General features: G+C 62.2%; 14 protein-coding genes and 1 pseudogene. 10 read left to right on the plus strand and 5 right to left on the minus strand.

Features of this window, described 5'->3' with window-relative positions; translation table 11 throughout:
- Positions 1 to 6 precede the first annotated feature (6 nt).
- From HGO40_RS27525 to HGO40_RS27555, 7 genes and pseudogenes are all read left to right on the plus strand, one after another.
- A pseudogene (locus HGO40_RS27525) lies at positions 7 to 1,203 on the plus strand (DUF3362 domain-containing protein); the annotation flags it as partial.
- Between the two features lie 282 nt (positions 1,204 to 1,485).
- Positions 1,486 to 2,406, plus strand: a complete 921-nt coding sequence (gene ssp4, locus HGO40_RS27530; protein ID WP_250965606.1) for an Ssp4 family T6SS effector — start codon at positions 1,486 to 1,488, stop codon at positions 2,404 to 2,406.
- Positions 2,403 to 2,864, plus strand: a complete 462-nt coding sequence (locus HGO40_RS27535) for a hypothetical protein (RefSeq protein ID WP_250965607.1) — start codon at positions 2,403 to 2,405, stop codon at positions 2,862 to 2,864. The genes ssp4 and HGO40_RS27535 overlap by 4 nt, the downstream gene beginning before the upstream one ends.
- A 174-nt stretch (positions 2,865 to 3,038) precedes the next feature.
- The gene (locus HGO40_RS27540) at positions 3,039 to 6,332 is read left to right on the plus strand and encodes a transglutaminase family protein (protein WP_250965608.1); all 3,294 of its coding nucleotides are present in this window, start codon (positions 3,039 to 3,041) and stop codon (positions 6,330 to 6,332) included.
- Positions 6,333 to 6,539: 207 nt separating this feature from the next.
- Entirely contained in the window at positions 6,540 to 9,026 is a 2,487-nt protein-coding gene (locus HGO40_RS27545; RefSeq protein ID WP_250965609.1) for a circularly permuted type 2 ATP-grasp protein, read from the plus strand.
- Positions 9,026 to 9,919, plus strand: coding sequence for a transglutaminase family protein (locus HGO40_RS27550; RefSeq protein ID WP_250965610.1), 894 nt, complete (start codon positions 9,026 to 9,028; stop codon positions 9,917 to 9,919). Before HGO40_RS27545 ends, HGO40_RS27550 begins: the two co-directional genes overlap by 1 nt.
- A gap of 149 nt (positions 9,920 to 10,068) precedes the next feature.
- The gene (locus tag HGO40_RS27555) at positions 10,069 to 10,446 is read left to right on the plus strand and encodes an NUDIX hydrolase (protein ID WP_284739245.1); all 378 of its coding nucleotides are present in this window, start codon (positions 10,069 to 10,071) and stop codon (positions 10,444 to 10,446) included.
- A 73-nt stretch (positions 10,447 to 10,519) separates the two neighbouring features.
- Here HGO40_RS27555 and HGO40_RS27560 read toward each other — a convergent pair whose 3' ends face one another.
- Positions 10,520 to 10,705 carry a hypothetical protein gene (locus HGO40_RS27560; protein ID WP_186707843.1) on the minus strand — a complete coding sequence of 62 codons (186 nt, stop codon included), beginning with the start codon at positions 10,703 to 10,705 and terminating at the stop codon, positions 10,520 to 10,522.
- 68 nt (positions 10,706 to 10,773) lie between these two features.
- Entirely contained in the window at positions 10,774 to 11,361 is a 588-nt protein-coding gene (locus HGO40_RS27565) for a cytokinin riboside 5'-monophosphate phosphoribohydrolase (RefSeq protein ID WP_250965611.1), read from the minus strand.
- 341 nt (positions 11,362 to 11,702) lie between these two features.
- Between HGO40_RS27565 and azu the strand changes: the two genes are divergently transcribed.
- Positions 11,703 to 12,149: an azurin gene (gene azu, locus HGO40_RS27570; RefSeq protein WP_250965612.1), complete on the plus strand. Its 447-nt coding sequence runs from the start codon at positions 11,703 to 11,705 to the stop codon at positions 12,147 to 12,149.
- A 130-nt stretch (positions 12,150 to 12,279) separates the two neighbouring features.
- Here the strand turns inward: azu and nadE are convergent, their stop codons facing one another.
- The 3 genes from nadE to HGO40_RS27585 form a co-directional block, all read right to left on the minus strand.
- Positions 12,280 to 13,107 carry an NAD(+) synthase gene (gene nadE, locus HGO40_RS27575; protein ID WP_250965613.1) on the minus strand — a complete coding sequence of 276 codons (828 nt, stop codon included), beginning with the start codon at positions 13,105 to 13,107 and terminating at the stop codon, positions 12,280 to 12,282.
- Positions 13,108 to 13,111: 4 nt separating this feature from the next.
- Complete coding sequence (gene pncB, locus HGO40_RS27580; protein WP_250965614.1) at positions 13,112 to 14,338, minus strand: nicotinate phosphoribosyltransferase; 1,227 nt, start codon at positions 14,336 to 14,338, stop codon at positions 13,112 to 13,114.
- A 250-nt stretch (positions 14,339 to 14,588) separates the two neighbouring features.
- On the minus strand, positions 14,589 to 15,497 hold the full coding sequence (locus HGO40_RS27585) for a LysR family transcriptional regulator (RefSeq protein ID WP_250965615.1): 909 nt from the start codon (positions 15,495 to 15,497) through the stop codon (positions 14,589 to 14,591).
- 179 nt (positions 15,498 to 15,676) lie between these two features.
- On the opposite strand from HGO40_RS27585, the gene amaB reads away from it, so the two are divergent.
- Positions 15,677 to 17,167, plus strand: a complete 1,491-nt coding sequence (gene amaB, locus HGO40_RS27590; protein WP_186707830.1) for an L-piperidine-6-carboxylate dehydrogenase — start codon at positions 15,677 to 15,679, stop codon at positions 17,165 to 17,167.
- Positions 17,168 to 17,332: 165 nt separating this feature from the next.
- Positions 17,333 to 17,564, plus strand: a 232-nt coding sequence (locus HGO40_RS27595; RefSeq protein WP_250965616.1) for an NAD(P)/FAD-dependent oxidoreductase, incomplete at its 3' end; no start/stop codon positions are given.

Raw genomic sequence — 17,564 nt, forward strand, 5'->3', positions numbered from 1 at the left:
GAATAGATCCCGGCCTACGAGATGATCCGTTTCTCGGTGAACATCATGCGCGGTTGCTTTGGTGGCTGCACCTTCTGCTCGATCACCGAGCACGAAGGCCGGATCATCCAGAACCGTTCCGAAGAGTCGATCATTCGCGAGATCGAAGAGATCCGCGACAAGGTTCCAGGTTTCACTGGGGTGATTTCCGACCTCGGCGGGCCGACCGCGAACATGTACCGCATTGCCTGCAAGAGCCCGGAAATCGAATCCGCGTGTCGCAAGCCGTCCTGTGTGTTCCCTGGCATCTGCCCTAACCTCAATACCGACCATTCTTCGCTGATCCAGCTGTACCGCAGCGCCCGGGCCTTGCCTGGGGTGAAGAAGATCCTGATCGCTTCTGGCCTGCGCTACGACCTGGCGGTCGAGTCGCCGGAATACGTCAAGGAGCTGGTGACCCACCACGTCGGCGGTTACCTGAAGATCGCCCCGGAACACACCGAGGAAGGTCCGCTCAACCAGATGATGAAGCCGGGCATCGGCAGCTATGACAAGTTCAAGCGGATGTTCGAGAAGTACACCAAGGAAGCCGGGAAAGAGCAGTACCTGATTCCGTACTTCATCGCCGCCCACCCGGGCACCACCGACGAAGACATGATGAACCTGGCGCTGTGGCTCAAGGGCAACGGCTTCCGGGCCGACCAGGTGCAGGCGTTCTATCCGTCGCCGATGGCCACCGCCACCGCCATGTATCACTCGGGCAAGAATCCGCTGCGCAAGGTCACCTATAAGAGCGCCGGGGTGACCATCGTCAAGAGCGAGGAGCAGCGCCGCCTGCACAAGGCTTTCCTGCGGTATCACGACCCGAAAGGCTGGCCGATGCTGCGCGAAGCGCTGACCCGCATGGGCCGCGCCGACCTGATCGGACCGGGCAAGAACCAGTTGATTCCGTTGCACCAGCCGGCCACCGACAGCTACCAGAGCGCCCGTCGCAAGAACTCGACGCCAGCTGGTAGCCACAAGGTGGGCAAGGAAACCACCAAGATCCTGACCCAGCACACCGGCCTGCCGCCGCGGGCCAGCGACGGTGGCAACCCATGGGACAAGCGCGAGCAGGCCAAGGCCGCGGCATTCGCCCGCAACCAGCAAGCCGCCAAGGAACGCAAGGATGCCGCCAAGGGCAAGGGACCGAAACCAGCGCGCAAGCCCGTCGTGCCGCGCTGATCGCCCTGCCGCCTCGCAAAACGCCAGCCTTGAGTGCTGGCGTTTTGCTTTCTAGCGGCGGTGCTGGCCGTTTGTTATCGTGGCGCCCGCATAGCCTTTGTGGCGAGGGAGCTTGCTCCCGCTGGGCTGCGAAGCGGCCCCAAACAATCCCATACAAGGTTTCCAGCTAGACCGTGCCGCCCGGTTTACGACGGCTTCGCCGCCGAGCGGGAGCAAGCTCCCTCGCCACAGTATTGTGTGTGGATAAAGACTTACTTTTTCCGATTCTCAAGGACGATTCATATGAGCACTCCGTTACCCGGCATCGGCATGGACAACAGCATCTCCCAAATGATGGCCCGCCGCCGCATTGAAAGCCAAATCAACCTGCCACGCCTGTTTGCCTCCATTGATGCCGATCCGAGTATCGTCGGTGCAGGCGTGGTGTATATCGACGCCGAGTTCAATGTAGTGACCCTGCGTGAGTTCAAGCCGATCTGCAGCATCAAGCCCAAGCGGATCATTTTGCGCGAGGCGCAGAAATACATCGCGCCGGCTCAGTTCGCTCAGCAGGTCCAGGACAATCCACGGGAATCGCGATTGGTCGGCGAAGCGATCAATACGTCCTTGTCGTGCGCGGGGGCCGTTATCGGTTGGGTCGTGGTCCTCAGCGGTTCTGTAGCTATCCCATTTTCAGCAGGGGCCAGCACCGCGATCGCTGTGTTGGGTTATACCGCCGCCGCGGCCAGCACTGCGCAATGTTTTGCGAGCGGTTATCGCATGCGCAATGAAATCAGTAACCCGGCACTAAACGATCAGCTCGACAGTGAGGCCTGGTACCAGAACACCATGATTGTGCTGGATGCTGCGGCGTTGGTTGGGGTCGGGGCATCGTCGCTGACGACTCTCAAACTGGTCAGGTTGAATAAAGCTGCCACGGGCAAAAGTGTGAGGGAGGTGCTCCGGGGTCTGAACCGACAGGAGCGAGCAAAACTGACCAAAGAATTGCTGAGTATCCAAGACCCTCGCCTGACCTCCAAACTGCTCAAACTCAAGCAGTTGTCTGGCGAGCTACCCAAGCGCTTTACGCCCACTCAAGTCAGGCATGCCACCGTCACACAGATTCGGGATGCCCTGGGAGCCGCCATCGGCTTCACTGGAAGCGCGATTTCCGGGAATGTCCGGACCATTGCAGTGGGGTTGTACGAGGAGATCGAAGAATGAATGGACAGCCCAGTGTTCGGGGTTTTCTCATCCAATATTTTCCGGTCTTCATGGGCGCGATATTTGCGTCGGGCTTCGCTCTGGTTTTTGCTGTTCCCCTTTTTTTTGAAAGTTATTTTCAAGATCTTTCATTGGCGGATAACGTGAAGTGGTCTTTTTTTGGGGGCGTCGCGCTTACGCTTGTCATCGTGCATTGCAACTTCATGATTGCTCGTGGGCGCCCCGTTTGGATGTGGCCGATGGTTGGAGTCTTGGGGCTGTGTTTTTTTGGCGTCCTGCCCACGATCGCTTATCGGCCTGATAGGTTGATTTACAGTTTGAGCCTGCTGTTCCCGTTGCTTGCGTTGCTGCTGCTCAACAGCAGACGCCACCGGGAGATGCGCGGCAAACTGGTAGAAGTCCGCCGTCAGCGCGAACTCATCATCCAGGCCGCCAAGGCCCCACGCCCGCGCCGTTGAGTCAATTCGCACGGCCAGCGCCGCATTTATGTGCATTGCGTTGCAGATGAATTCGGGCATCGCGCGTTTTTAGTGCTCTACTGCCTTGAGTAGACAAAGAAAGTGTCCGGCCTGCCTGCATGGCATAAGTCTTGCGCCGCTTTCGTTACCGCTCAGGCTCGCAGGAGGCACGTCGTGTCGATCCATGTCGCATTGCATCACGTCACGCATTACCGCTACGACCGCGCGGTCGAACTCGGCCCGCAGATCGTTCGCCTGCGCCCGGCGGCCCACAGCCGCACGCGGATCCTTTCCTATGCGCTGAAGGTTTCGCCCGAGCAGCATTTCATCAACTGGCAGCAGGACCCCCAGGGCAATTACCTGGCGCGGTTGGTGTTTCCCGAGAAAACCCGGGAGATGCGGATCGAAGTCGACCTGCTGGCGGAAATGGCGGTGTTCAATCCGTTCGACTTCTTCCTCGAGCCCTACGCCGAGAAGATTCCGTTCGCCTACGCGGCTGACGAACGCAAGGAGCTGGCGCCTTACCTGGAAACCCTGCCGCTGACGCCGAGGTTCCAGGCTTATCTGGACGGTATCGACCGTACGCCGTTGCCGGCGGTGGATTTCCTGGTGGCGCTCAACCAGCGCCTGAGCGAAGACATCAACTACCTGATCCGCATGGAGCCCGGTGTCCAGACCCCGGAGCACACCCTTGAGCACGCGTCCGGCTCGTGCCGCGACTCGGCGTGGCTGTTGGTCCAGTTGCTGCGAAACCTCGGCTTGGCCGCGCGGTTTGTCTCCGGTTACCTGATCCAGTTGACCGCTGACGTGAAGAGCCTCGATGGCCCGTCCGGCACCGACGTGGATTTCACCGACCTGCATGCCTGGTGCGAGGTCTACCTGCCCGGTGCCGGCTGGATCGGCCTGGATGCGACCTCTGGGTTGTTCGCCGGTGAAGGACACATTCCGTTGGCCTGTAGTCCCGATCCGTCCTCGGCGGCACCGATCAGCGGCCTGGTGGAACCGTGCGAGTGCGAGTTCAGCCACGAAATGTCCGTCGAGCGGGTCTGGGAAGCGCCGCGGGTAACCAAGCCTTACACCGATGCGCAATGGCTGGCGATCCAGGCCCTGGGGCGGCAGATCGATGCCGACCTGCTGGAGGGCGACGTGCGCCTGACCATGGGGGGCGAACCGACCTTTGTCTCCATCGATGACCCGGACGGCGCCGAGTGGAACACCGCGGCACTTGGGCCGGACAAGCGCCGGCTCTCCGCCGAGCTGTTCCAGCGCATGCGCAACCACTACGCGCCCAAGGGGTTGGTGCATTTCGGCCAGGGCAAGTGGTACCCCGGCGAGCAATTGCCGCGTTGGTCGCTGAATTGTTATTGGCGGCGCGACGGGGTGCCGATCTGGCACAACAGCGCGTTGATCGCCGACGAGCAGCAAGATTACGGCGCCGATGGCGAACTCGCTGGACGCTTCCTGGCAAGCGTTGCCGAGCGTTTGAAAATTCCTGCGCGGTTCGTGTTCCCGGCCTACGAAGATAATTTCTATTACCTCTGGCGCGAAGGTGCGTTGCCTTCGAACGTCACGGCCGAGGACCCGCGCCTGGAGGATGCCTTGGAGCGTGCGCGGTTGCGCAAGGTCTTCAGCCAGGGCCTGGACACGGTCATCGGCCAGGTCCTGCCGTTGGCCCGCACCGCCAAGGGCGATCAATGGCAAAGCGGTCGCTGGTACCTGCGGGACAACCACTGTCGCCTGGTGCCGGGGGATTCGCCCCTGGGCTATCGCTTGCCGCTGGCGTCCCAGCCTTGGGTGACGGCGGCCGAGTACCCGTTCATCCATCCCACCGACCCGAACCAGGCCTTGCCCGAACTGCCCGGCACCGAGCAGTTGGCGCGTCACGGCGAGTCGGCGGCCGAGCAGGAGCGTGTCCCGGAGATCGACAAATCCGCCGCCTGGCTGACCCGCACCGCCTTCTGTGCCGAGGCCCGCGAAGGTCGGCTTTATCTGTTCATGCCGCCGCTGGAGCGGGTCGAGGATTACCTGGAGTTGGTCAGTGCCATCGAGGCGACGGCTGAGGAGCTGCACTGTCCGGTGCTGGTGGAGGGCTACGAGCCGCCAAGCGACCCGCGCCTGAGCAATTTCCGCATCACCCCCGACCCTGGTGTGATCGAGGTCAACGTGCAGCCCTCGGCAAGCTGGGATGAGCTGGTCGAACGCACTGAGTTTTTGTACGAAGAAGCGCGACAGACCCGGCTGACCACCGAGAAATTCATGATCGATGGCCGGCACACCGGTACCGGTGGCGGCAACCATTTCGTACTGGGTGGCGCGACACCGGCGGATTCACCGTTCCTGCGGCGTCCCGACCTGCTGCGCAGCCTGATCAGCTACTGGCATAACCACCCGTCGTTGTCCTACTTGTTTTCCGGATTGTTCATCGGCCCGACGTCCCAGGCGCCCCGCGTGGACGAGGCGCGCAACGACGCGTTGTACGAGCTGGAAATCGCCTTCGCGCAAATGCCCCAGCCCGGCGAGGAATGCCCGCCGTGGTTGGTGGACCGCTTGCTGCGCAACCTGTTGATCGACGTGACCGGCAACACCCACCGTGCCGAATTCTGCGTCGACAAGCTCTATTCACCGGACGGCGCCACCGGGCGTCTCGGCCTGTTGGAGTTGCGCGCGTTCGAGATGCCGCCCCACGCCCGCATGAGCCTGGCCCAGCAGTTACTGCTGCGGGCACTGGTGGCGCGGTTCTGGCGCGAGCCGTATGCGCCGGCGAAACTGGCGCGTTGGGGCACCGAGCTGCATGACCGTTTCCTGTTGCCGCACTTTATCGAGCAGGATTTTGCCGACGTCATCCACGAACTGAACGCCGTCGGCTACCCGCTGCGGGCCGAGTGGTTCGCCGCGCACCTGGAGTTCCGTTTTCCCAAGGTGGGCGATTACGCGGTCAACGGTATCGAGCTGCAGTTGCGCCAAGCCCTGGAACCTTGGCATGTGCTGGGAGAAGAGGGCGCGGTGGGCGGTACCGTGCGTTATGTGGATTCGTCCCTGGAGCGTTTGCAGGTCAAGCTCAGCGGTCTGGCGCCGCAACGCTATCTGCTGACCTGCAACGGTGTTGCGGTGCCGTTGCAACCGACCGGTCGGGTCGGCGAGTTCGTCGCCGGGGTGCGGTTCCGCGCCTGGCAACCGGCCAACTGCCTGCAACCGACCATCCCGGTGCATGCGCCGTTGGTTTTCGACGTGCTCGACACCTGGATGCAACGTTCCGTGGGCGGCTGCCAGTATCACGTGGCCCATCCGGGCGGGCGCAACTATGACAGCTTGCCGGTGAATGCCAACGAGGCTGAGAGCCGGCGGATGGCGCGCTTCTTCCGGCTCGGCCATACGCCGGGGAAACTGCCGATACCGAGCCTGGCGGTGGATGACGAGTTTCCGCTCACGCTCGATCTGCGACGATTTCAGGGGGCCTCAAAAAAATAAATAAACCCGTGGCGAGGGAGCTTGCTCCCGCTCGGTTGCGCAGCGACCGTAAAATCTTGGGGCTGCTGCGCAACCGAGCGGGAGCAAGCTCCCTCGCCACATTGATTGCATTCTCAAAGCCCAGGTCGGATCCAACACAAACACACCTATCCGGGCGTCATGCGCTTGCGCTAGTCTCACCTTTCATTGCTGTCTGCCGAGCTTTCCATGCCTGACCTGCTTGACCGTTACCCGCTGACGACGGGCACCTATCACGAATTGCTGGACGACAGCGGTGCGGTGCGTGCGCACTGGCGGCGGCTGTTCGACCAGCTGCAGCGCAGCACGCCGGCCCAGCTGTTGCAGCGTCAGGCCCTGCTGGCCCGGCAGATCCAGGAAAACGGCGTGACCTACAACGTCTACGCCGATCCGAAAGGCGCCGACCGGCCATGGGAACTGGACCTGCTGCCCCACGTGATCGACCCGCAGGAATGGAAGCATCTGCAAGCTGGGATTGCCCAGCGTGCGCGACTGCTCAATGCGGTGCTGGCCGACCTGTATGGGCCGCAGCGGCTGATCAGTGAAGGGTTGTTGCCGGCGGAGTTGGTCTTCGGGCACAACAATTTCCTCTGGCCTTGCCAGGGCATCGCGCCACCGGACGGCAGCTTCCTGCACTTGTACGCGGTGGATCTGGCACGCACGCCCGATGGTCGCTGGTGGGTCACGGCGGACCGGACCCAGGCGCCTTCGGGGGCCGGGTACGCGCTGGAAAATCGCACGATCGTTTCCCGCGCCTTCCCTGACTTGTACCGCGACCTCAAGGTGCGGCACCTGTCCGGTTTTTTCCGCACCTTGCAGGAAACCCTGGCGCGACAAGCGCCCAGCGACGGCGAGTCGCCGCTGGTGGTGCTGTTGACACCGGGGCGGTTCAACGAAAGCTATTTCGAGCATCTTTACCTGGCGCGCCAACTGGGCTATCCGCTGGTGGAAGGCGGCGACCTGACCGTCCGCGATGCCACGGTCTATCTCAAGACCCTCAGCGGCCTGCGCCGGGTCCATGCCATCATGCGTCGGCTCGACGACGATTTCTGCGATCCCTTGGAGCTGCGCACCGATTCGGCCCTCGGCGTGCCGGGCTTGCTCGAAGCGGTGCGCCAGGGCCGGGTGCTGGTAGCCAATGCCCTGGGCAGTGGCGTGCTGGAGTCGCCGGGCCTGCTGGGGTTCCTGCCGAAGATCAACCAGTACCTGTTCGGCGAAGAACTGCTGCTGCCGTCCATCGCCACCTGGTGGTGCGGCGAGCCGCCGGTGCTGGCCCAGGCCCTGGAAAAATTGCCGCACTTGTTGATCAAGCCGGCGTTTCCTTCCCAGAGTTTCAGCCCGGTGTTCGGTCGCGACCTGAGCGAGGCGCAGCGCGCCCAACTGGCGGCGCGCATGCAGGCACGGCCCTATGCCTATGTCGCCCAGGAACTGGCGCAGCTGTCCCAGGCGCCGGTGTGGCAGGCCGAAGATGGCCAGATCCAGCCGAGGGCAATCGGCATGCGCATGTATGCCGTGTCCGGGAAAGACGATTATCGGGTCCTGCCGGGTGGCCTGACCCGGGTGGCCGCCGAGGCCGACGCCGAAGTGGTGTCGATGCAGCGCGGCGGCGCCAGCAAGGACACCTGGGTGCTGAGTGAACAGGCCCCCGGCGGTGAACAATGGAAGGCCCAGCGAACCGTAGGGGTTCATGACCTGGTTCGACGTGATCCGTACCTGCCTTCGCGGGTGGTGGAAAACCTGTTCTGGTTCGGCCGCTACTGCGAGCGTTGCGATGGCAGCGCGCGGTTGCTGCGGATCATGCTGGCGCGTTATGTCGACGGCGATGATCCGCAGGCCTTGGAATCGGCGGTGGCCTTGGGCGAAAGCCTGATGCTGCTGCCCGAAGAGGGTGAGCTGCCCGAGCGTTTGCTGGCGGCGCTGCTGGGGGACGACTGGTCGTTCAGCCTGCGTTCCAACCTCCAGCGTTTGCAGTGGGCCGCCTCGCAGGTGCGCGGCAAGCTGTCCCGGGAGAACTGGCAGGCGCTGGTGGAGGTGCAGCGCGAAGCCATGGAGCTGGAAACCGAGGAAGCGGATTTCGGCGAGTTGCTGGACTTCCTCAATCGGTTGGTGATGTCCCTGGCGGCGCTGTCCGGCTTCGCCCGGGACGACATGACCCGCGACGAAGGCTGGCGCTTCCTGATGATCGGCCGGCGCCTGGAGCGCCTGCAGTTCCTCAGCAGCAGCCTGGCGGCGTTCCTGCGCAGCGATGCGGTCTTCGACCAGGCCGGGCTGGAGTGGTTGCTGGAACTGGGTAACAGCAGCATCACCTACCGCTCGCGCTATTTGGCGGTGGCCCAGGTGATTCCGGTACTGGACTTGCTGCTGCTGGACGAACAGAACCCCCACGCGGTGCTTTTCCAGTTGAAACTGGTGGCCCGCACCCTCAAGCGCTTGAACGATGATTTCGCCGCGCCCCGGGAAACCGCGTTGCCGGAACTGGTCGCACGCCTGTCACGCTTTGACCTGCGTTGCCTGGAGAACCCGTTGTTCGGTGAAGCCAGCCTGCGCGCCGCACTCGATGGGCTGGCCGACCTGTTGCAGGAAGTGGCCGATGTCAGCGGCCAGGTGTCCGATCGCCTGGCCTTGCGTCATTTCGCCCATGTCGATGATGTCAGCCAACGCACGGTGTCCGTCTGATGAACGCCTGTTACCAGATTCTCCACGACACCCATTACCACTACGACAGCCCGGTGTCCCTGGCCCAGCAGCTTGCCCATCTATGGCCACGGGCCTGTGATTGGCAGCGTTGTACTGACCAACAGCTGCACATCAGTCCGGAACCGACCGCTCGGCGCGATGAACAGGATGTGTTCGGCAATCCGCTGACCCGCCTGGCCTTCGAGCGGCCCCATGACGAGCTGTTGGTCAATGCGCGCCTGAGCGTCGAGGTGCTGGCCCGCCCCGAGCTGGATTTCAACCTGTCCCCGGCCTGGGAGTCGACTTGTAATGCGCTGACCTACACGGGCCGGCCATTGGCGACGCCATTGCTGGAGGCGTGCCGTTACCGTTTCGAGTCACCCTACGTGCACCTCAAGCGCAGCTTCGTTGAATTTTCCGAGAGCTGCTTTGTGCCCGGGCGACCGCTGATGGTGGGCGTTCGAGCGTTGATGGAGAAGATCTTCGAGGAATTCACCTTCGATGCCGAGGCAACCCAGGTGGCGACGCCGCTGGTGGAGGTGCTGGAGCGGCGACGGGGCGTTTGCCAGGACTTCGCCCACTTGATGCTGGCCTGCGTGCGCTCTCGCGGCTTGGCGGCACGTTACGTCAGCGGCTACCTGCTGACCCAGCCACCGCCCGGCCAGCCCCGGCTGATTGGCGCCGATGCGTCCCATGCCTGGGTCTCGGTGTATTGCCCGGTATTGGGTTGGGTGGATTTCGACCCGACCAATAACGTACAGCCGGCGCTGGAACACATCACCTTGGCCTGGGGCCGGGATTTTTCCGATGTATCGCCGTTGCGCGGGGTGATCTTGGGGGGCGGTACGCATGATCCCGAAGTGCGGGTGACGGTGATGCCGCTGGAGTCATGAATCAATTGCCCAGTGAAATACCTGTGGCGAGGGAGCTTGCTCCCGCTCGGTTGCGCAGCAACCGCTCAAATACCTGGGGGGCCGCTACGCGGCCCAGCGGGAGCAAGCTCCCTCGCCACAGGAAACACTCATTAACAGTGAGTCCCGTTATGTTCCCGGTGTCCATCAAAGGCGTGCTGCACTCCCCCGAAGGCCTGGTTGTGCTGATGCTCAACGAGCGGGATGAGTGGGAGCTGCCCGGCGGGCGGAGCGAGCTGGGCGAAACGGCGCCGCAATGCCTGGCACGGGAGATCGCCGAGGAGCTGGCGGTGGAAGTGAGCGTGGGGGAGCCGCTGGATTCGTACCTGTTCGAGGTCATTGCCGGCAAGCACGTCTTCATCTCCACGTACCGCTGCCAGTTGCTGGGCGGTTTCGTGCCGGCCATCAGTCATGAGCACAAGGAGATCGGGCTGTTCGCGCCGGACCAATTGCCGGTGAACCTGCCTGCGGGTTATCGCCTGTCGATTATCAAGGCGCTGAGGTTGTGAGGGCCGGCAGCGAGGCTGCCGGTCCTGGACACAAAACCGGGGGGCCGGATCGGATCATCGGGCCCTGGGGGAGTCAGGCGTCGGGGGCCTGATCTTTCGGTGCATCGACATCATCGTCTGCCGCCACTTCACCCTCGGCGTCGGGGTTCAGTGCTGCTTCATCGGCGGTTGCTTTCTTGCGCTGGAGCTTTTCCTCTTTCTTCTGCTCCTTGGCCAAGTCTCTCTGACGTTTGGCGAAGGAATAATTGGGTTTGGCCATGGGCGATCCTCTGGGGTCGAAGGTGAGGTTGAGCGGCGCATATTCTGCCCTGTATCGGGGCCGAGCCGTTAGCTGGGTTTTTGTTCGGCCCACTTTGGCTGCACGGACGGTTGCCATTCGTCCAGGGCATCGAGCAGGTTCTGCGGGGATTCGCTCACTTGCCGCATGTCACGATGGGGCGCGCGGACGAAGCCTTCACCGACGATATGATCGAGAAAAGCGGTGAGCTTGCTGTAGAAACCGCTCACTTCCAGCAGCCCCAGCGGTTTGCCGTGGTAGCCAAGCTGGCCCCACGTCCAGACTTCGAACAACTCCTCCAGCGTGCCGAGGCCGCCGGGCAGGGCGATGAAGGCATCGCTGAGTTCAGCCATGCGCGCCTTGCGGGCGTGCATGCCGTCCACCACTTCCAGGCGGGTCAGGCCGCTGTGGCCGATTTCCTTGTCCTTCAGGCTTTGCGGGATGATGCCGATGACTTCGCCGCCGGCCGCCAGGGCCGCATCCGCGACAATCCCCATCAGGCCGACGGCCCCGCCGCCGTAGACCAGGGTCAGTTTTCGTTCCGCCAAGGCGCGGCCGAGGGCCTGCGCCGCTTCACGATACGCGGGATGGGTGCCAGTGCTGGCGCCGCAAAATACACAAACAGACGCGATGGACATGCTTTACTCCGTGGTCAGTCACCGCGCCAGAGTAAAGCCTGGCCTGTGTTGCGCAAAGGACTTAAACCTCGCGCCGGGGCTTTTCGTAGGTACCGCTGGCACCGCAGGCGTAGGCGGCGAGCAAGCTGCACAGCAGGCTATTGACGTTCATGATGATCGCTCCAGAAGATGATGGGCCTGATCATAGGGCCGTCTCATACTTCTGGCTGGTTGATTCTGTCCATCAGGCTGATAGGCTTAAGTTGTATACAATCTTTGACTCAGGTCATAGGAACTTGCCGGAAAATCAGGCAGTCTTTTCCTTTGACGGAATTTTGTTAACCATGCCTTGGAGATTCATGATGTTTGCCAAACTTGTAGCAGTATCCCTGTTGACACTGGCCAGCAGCCAACTGATGGCAGCGGAGTGCAAGACCACCATCGACTCGACCGACCAGATGTCCTTCAGCACCAAGGCCATCGAGATCGACAAGAGCTGCAAGACGTTCACCGTTGAGCTGACGCACTCGGGCAGCCTGCCGAAAAACGTCATGGGCCATAACTGGGTGCTGAGCAAAGAGGCTGACATGCAGCCGATTGCCACTGATGGTCTGAGCGCCGGTATCGACAAGAACTACCTCAAGGACGGTGATGTTCGTGTCATCGCCCACACCAAACTCATTGGGGCCAAGGAAACCGACTCGGTGACCTTCGACGTGTCGAAACTCAGCGCTTCGGAGAAGTACGGCTTTTTCTGCTCGTTCCCTGGCCACATCTCGATGATGAAAGGCACCGTTACCCTGAAGTAACCACCGCCTATCCTGTGGGAGCCGAGCTTGCTCGCGATGGCGTCAGCGCATTCAACATCCATGCAAGCTGACCCACCGCTGTCGCGAGCAAGCTCGCTCCCACAAGGGGAACTCTTCCCCCTGGCGGTGATTACGGGGCGTACGGCATCACGCGCTTGTGCTCGGTCTTGCGATAGGTGTCGCAAATGATTTTGGCTGCCTCTTCGCGAACCGGTTGGCCGTGCAGGAACGCATCGATCTCGGCGTAGGTCACGCCGTGGGAGGCTTCATCCGGCTTGCCGGGTGACAGCTCTTCAAGGTCGGCGGTGGGGACTTTTTCCACCAGCGATTCCGGCGCGCCAAAATCCCGGGCGATGGCCCGGACCTGGTTTTTCACCAGGCCGCTCAACGGTGCCAGGTCGCAGGCACCGTCACCGAACTTAGTGAAGAAACCCATGACCGCTTCAGCCGCATGGTCAGTACCGATCACCAGGCCCTGCTCAGCGCCGGCGATGGTGTACTGCGCCACCATGCGCATCCGCGCCTTGGTATTGCCCAGCACGAAATCCCGCGACACCGCCGCCTTGCCCTCGAACGCCGCGACTTGCTCGGCCAAGGCCTTGACCGCCGGGCCGATGTTGACGGTATGGCGCTCGTCCGGGTCGATGAAGTCCACGCAGGCCTGGGCTTCATGTTCGTCGAACTGGGTTTCGTACGGCAGGCGCACGGCGATGAACTTGTAGGCCGCGTTGCCGGTTTTCTCCCGCAGTGCGCGCATGGCGCGTTGGGCCAGCAGCCCGGCGGTCAGCGAGTCGACGCCCCCGCTGATGCGCAGCACGAGGGACTTGAGCCCGGAAGTGACCAGGCAATCCTGGATAAAGCTCACTCGCCGGGCGATTTCGGCCTTGAGGGCGGCGTCATTGGCGAACGGTGGCTGGACCTTGAGCTGTTCAGCAATCTCACGCTGTACGGCTTGCATGAATTCACTCCTTGCTTGATGCGTCTGAAAGGGCGGCAGGTACTTGGAAAACGTGTCGCATGTAGGCGACGAAATTCGGGTCCTTGCAGTGGGTCTTGCCGGGCTCATCGGAAATCTTGGCCACGGGTTGCCCGGCACAGCTGATCATTTTAAGCACGATGCTCATGGGCTCGACACCCGGGATGTCGCAAGTCAGGTGGGTGCCGATACCGAAGCTGACATTAATGCGACCACGCAACGCCCGAAAAATCTCCAGGCATTTGGGCAATGTCAGGCTATCGGAGAACACCAGGGTCTTGCTCATCGGGTCGATGCCGAGCTTGTGGTAGTGGGCAATGGCTTTTTCAGCCCAGATCACCGGGTCGCCCGAGTCATGGCGCAAGCCGTCGAACAGCTTGGCGAAGAACAGATCGAAATCCTTGAGGAAGGCGTCCATGGTGATGCAATCGGTGAGTGCGATACCCAGCAGGCCTCGGTATTCACGCACCCAGCAATCGAGGGCGGCGATCTGGCTGTCGATCAACCGCGGGCCCAGTTGCTGATGGGCCATGATCCACTCGTGGGCCATGGTGCCGAGGGGTTTCATGTCCAGTTCCCGGGACAGGTGGACGTTACTGGTGCCGACGAAACGCCCGGGAAAATCGTGCTTGAGGACGTTGACCACTTCTTCCTGAACGCGGAAGGAAAACCGACGACGGGTGCCGAAGTCCGCGACTTGCAGCTCGGACAGCTCATCGGCGCTGGCGTTGGCGCTCAACCAGTCGAACTTGCGGTACAGCTGCTCGCGGGTCTGTTCCAGGACGCCTTCACGGTAGCGATAGCGATTGCGCACTTCGCTGACGATGGCCAACAGCGGCACTTCGAACAGGATCACATGCAGCCACGGTCCGCGCAGGCGGATGAACAGCTCGCCGTTGTCGATGCCGGTGTGCACGTAGCGCAGGTTGAAGCGAAACAGCCCCAGGAACCGCAGGAAATCCGGCTTGAGGAAGCTGATGCGCTCCAGGAAACCGAGCTGGTCGGCGCTCAGGTTCAACTCCGCCAAGCGCTCGATCTGGAAGCGGATCTCCGCCAGGTACGGACGCAGGTCTTCGCTGTTGCGGCAACGGAACTCCCACTCGACTTCGACGTTGGGGTAGTTGTGCAGCACCGCCTGCATCATCGTCAGTTTGTAGAAGTCGGTGTCGAGCAGGTTCTGCACGATACGATCGGCAAATACGCTCTCGCTCATAGGGTTCTCCAGACAGGCCGCAGCCGTGGGCAGCGAAGTTCGGCAGTTTGTAGTGAAGGGGCTAGTGGCGCATAACCCTGGTGGGTTTTGCCAGCGATTTTTTAACAGTCCACAGGCCTTTGCGGGAGCGCGCTTACTGTGGCGAGGGAGCTTGCTCCCGCTGGAGTGCGAAGCGCTCCCCTTTTTTTGCGGGTGCTTCGCACCCGAGCGGGAGCAAGCTCCCTCGCCACGGGTTTTGTGTGGGGTGCCGTTATTGCGGTACCTCCGGGCTGGCGATCTGCTCCAGCATCCACTCCACGAAAAGCCGCACCTTGGGTACTTCCGCCGAATGCTCCGGATAGGCCAGGTAATAGGCGCTGGTGCTGGGCATCGCGTGGGGCCAGGGGATGACCAGCTTGCCGTCGGCCAGTTCTTCTTCCACCAGGAACCGTGGCAGCAGGGCGACGCCACAGCCGACCTGGGCGGCGCGAATGCACATGTAGAAGGTTTCGAAACGCGGGCCGTGGTAGCTGTGTTCGGTGTGGTAGCCCTGGCTGGCGAACCAGTCGTGCCAGGCCTGGGGTCGCGAGGCGTTTTGCAGCAGCACCAACTCGGCCAATTGGGTCGGGTCGGTGAAGGGCTGGCCGGGTAGGCTGCCGGGCGCGCAGACTGGCACCAGTTCCTCGTCGAACAGTCTCAGGGACTCGGTGCCGGGACGTGAACCCTGGCCGAAGTAGAACGCCAGGTCGCTGCGCCCCTGCTGCAAGTCGTCGGCTTCCTGCTCGCTGCACAGGTCCAGATGAATTTTCGGCTGACGCAGGCGCCAGCCTTTCAGGCGCGGGACCAGCCAGCGAGCCCCAAAGGGCGGGGGTGTGGAAACACGCAGGACTTCGGTGTCGCCACCGTAGGACCGCAGGTAATGGGTAGACATCTCCACCTGGGTGAGGATTTTTCGTACTTCCCCCAGATACAAATCCCCGGCCGGTGTCAGTTGCAAGCGACGGCGCACGCGCCGGAACAGCAGGTGCTGCAACAATTCCTCGAGCTGGGCGACCTGTTTGCTGACGGCACTCTGGGTCAGGTGAAGCTCTTCGGCGGCACGGGTAAAGCTCAGGTGGCGGGTCACGGCTTCGAAGCACTGGAGGGCGGTGATCGACGGTAAATAGCGCTTATTGAGCATGACGAGGGCCTTTTTCTTGTTGCTCTATAAATCGAGTCAGGGGCAGCATGAATAAACGGAATGATATCTCGCTTAATGGTCGTTTCTTGGCAAGACTCGAGCCTGCTAAAACTAGAGGCCTGAGCAGAGGGTAATTGCCCGCCTGCCAATCTTTTATCGCTCGTTTAGAGGAGTTACCCATGGTTGCTGCATTGCTTGATCGTCTGGGCGTCAATCCGGCCTTGTACCAGGGCGGCGCACAGCCGGTGCATTCGCCTATCGATGGCAGTCGTATCGGTGCTGTGAACTGGGAAGGCGCCGCTGAAGTCGAGCAGCAGGTCAGCCGTGCCGAGCATGCCTTCGACCTGTGGCGCAAGGTGCCGGCCCCGCGTCGCGGCGAGCTGGTGCGTCAATTCGGCGATCTGTTGCGTGAATACAAGGCCGATCTCGGCGAACTGGTGTCCTGGGAAGCCGGCAAGATCACCCAGGAAGGCCTGGGTGAAGTGCAAGAGATGATCGATATCTGCGACTTCGCCGTCGGCCTGTCCCGCCAGTTGTACGGGTTGACCATCGCCTCCGAACGCCCGGGCCACCACATGCGTGAATCCTGGCATCCGCTGGGCGTGGTCGGGGTGATCAGTGCCTTCAACTTCCCCGTCGCGGTCTGGGCCTGGAACACCACGCTGGCCCTGGTCTGCGGCAACTCGGTGATCTGGAAACCCTCGGAAAAGACTCCGCTCACCGCCCTGGCGTGCCAGGCGCTGTTCGAGCGCGTGCTGAAGAACTTCAGCGACGCGCCACCGTACCTGAGCCAGGTGATCATCGGTGGCCGCGATGCCGGTGAAGCCTTGGTGGATGACCCGCGCGTGGCCTTGATCAGCGCCACCGGCAGCACTCGCATGGGCCGTGAAGTGGCGCCGAAAGTCGCCGCGCGTTTCGCCCGCAGCATCCTGGAGCTGGGCGGCAACAACGCCATGATCCTGGCGCCGAGCGCCGACCTGGACATGGCCGTGCGCGCCATCCTGTTCAGCGCCGTCGGCACCGCCGGCCAGCGTTGCACCACCCTGCGTCGCCTGATTGCCCATGAGTCGGTGAAGGAAGAGATCGTCACCCGCCTCAAGGCCGCCTATTCGAAAGTGCGCATTGGCCATCCGCTGGAAGGCAACCTGGTCGGACCGCTGATCGACAAGCACAGCTTCGAGGGCATGCAGGACGCGCTGGAGCAGGCCTTGAGCGAAGGCGGTCGCGTGTTTGGTGGCAAGCGCCAGCTTGAAGACCAATTCCCGAATGCCTATTACGTCTCGCCGGCCATCGTCGAGATGCCCGAGCAGAGTGATGTAGTGCGCCATGAAACCTTCGCGCCGATCCTGTACGTGGTCGGCTACAAGGACTTTGCCGAGGCCCTGCATTTGAACAATGCCGTGCCCCAGGGCCTGTCGTCCTGCATCTTCACCACCGACGTGCGTGAAGCCGAGCAGTTCATGTCGGCCGTGGGCAGCGACTGTGGCATCGCCAACGTCAACATCGGCCCGAGCGGCGCGGAAATCGGCGGCGCGTTCGGCGGCGAAAAAGAAACCGGCGGCGGTCGCGAATCCGGTTCCGACGCCTGGCGCGGCTACATGCGCCGCCAGACCAACACCGTGAATTACTCGCTGGAGTTGCCGTTGGCGCAGGGGATTACCTTCGACTGAGGTTGAGTCGACAAAAGTTCCTGTGGGAACCCCCTGTGGGAGCGAGCTTGCTCGCGATAGCGGTCTGTCAGTCACATAGCCATTGAATGTGTCGCCGCCATCGCGAGCAAGCTCGCTCCCACACTGAATAGTGTGATGGTTAGGTTTCATTTCCGGAGTCTGGCAATGCCGTTACGCGAAGAATGTCTGTGGGAAAAACTGACGCCGCAAAGGCCTGAAAATACGGCGCTCACCGGTGAAATCACGGTGGATGTCTGTGTGATCGGCGCAGGCTTCACCGGGCTGTCGGCGGCGGTGCACTTGCTCGAACAAGGCAAGCGCGTGGCTGTGCTGGAAGCCCATCGGGCCGGGCAGGGCGGGTCGGGGCGCAACGTCGGCCTGGTGTCCGCCGGGCTGG

The sequence above is a fragment of the Pseudomonas sp. CG7 genome (assembly GCF_023701885.1).
In the GTDB taxonomy this organism is placed as follows: domain Bacteria; phylum Pseudomonadota; class Gammaproteobacteria; order Pseudomonadales; family Pseudomonadaceae; genus Aquipseudomonas; species Aquipseudomonas zanjanensis.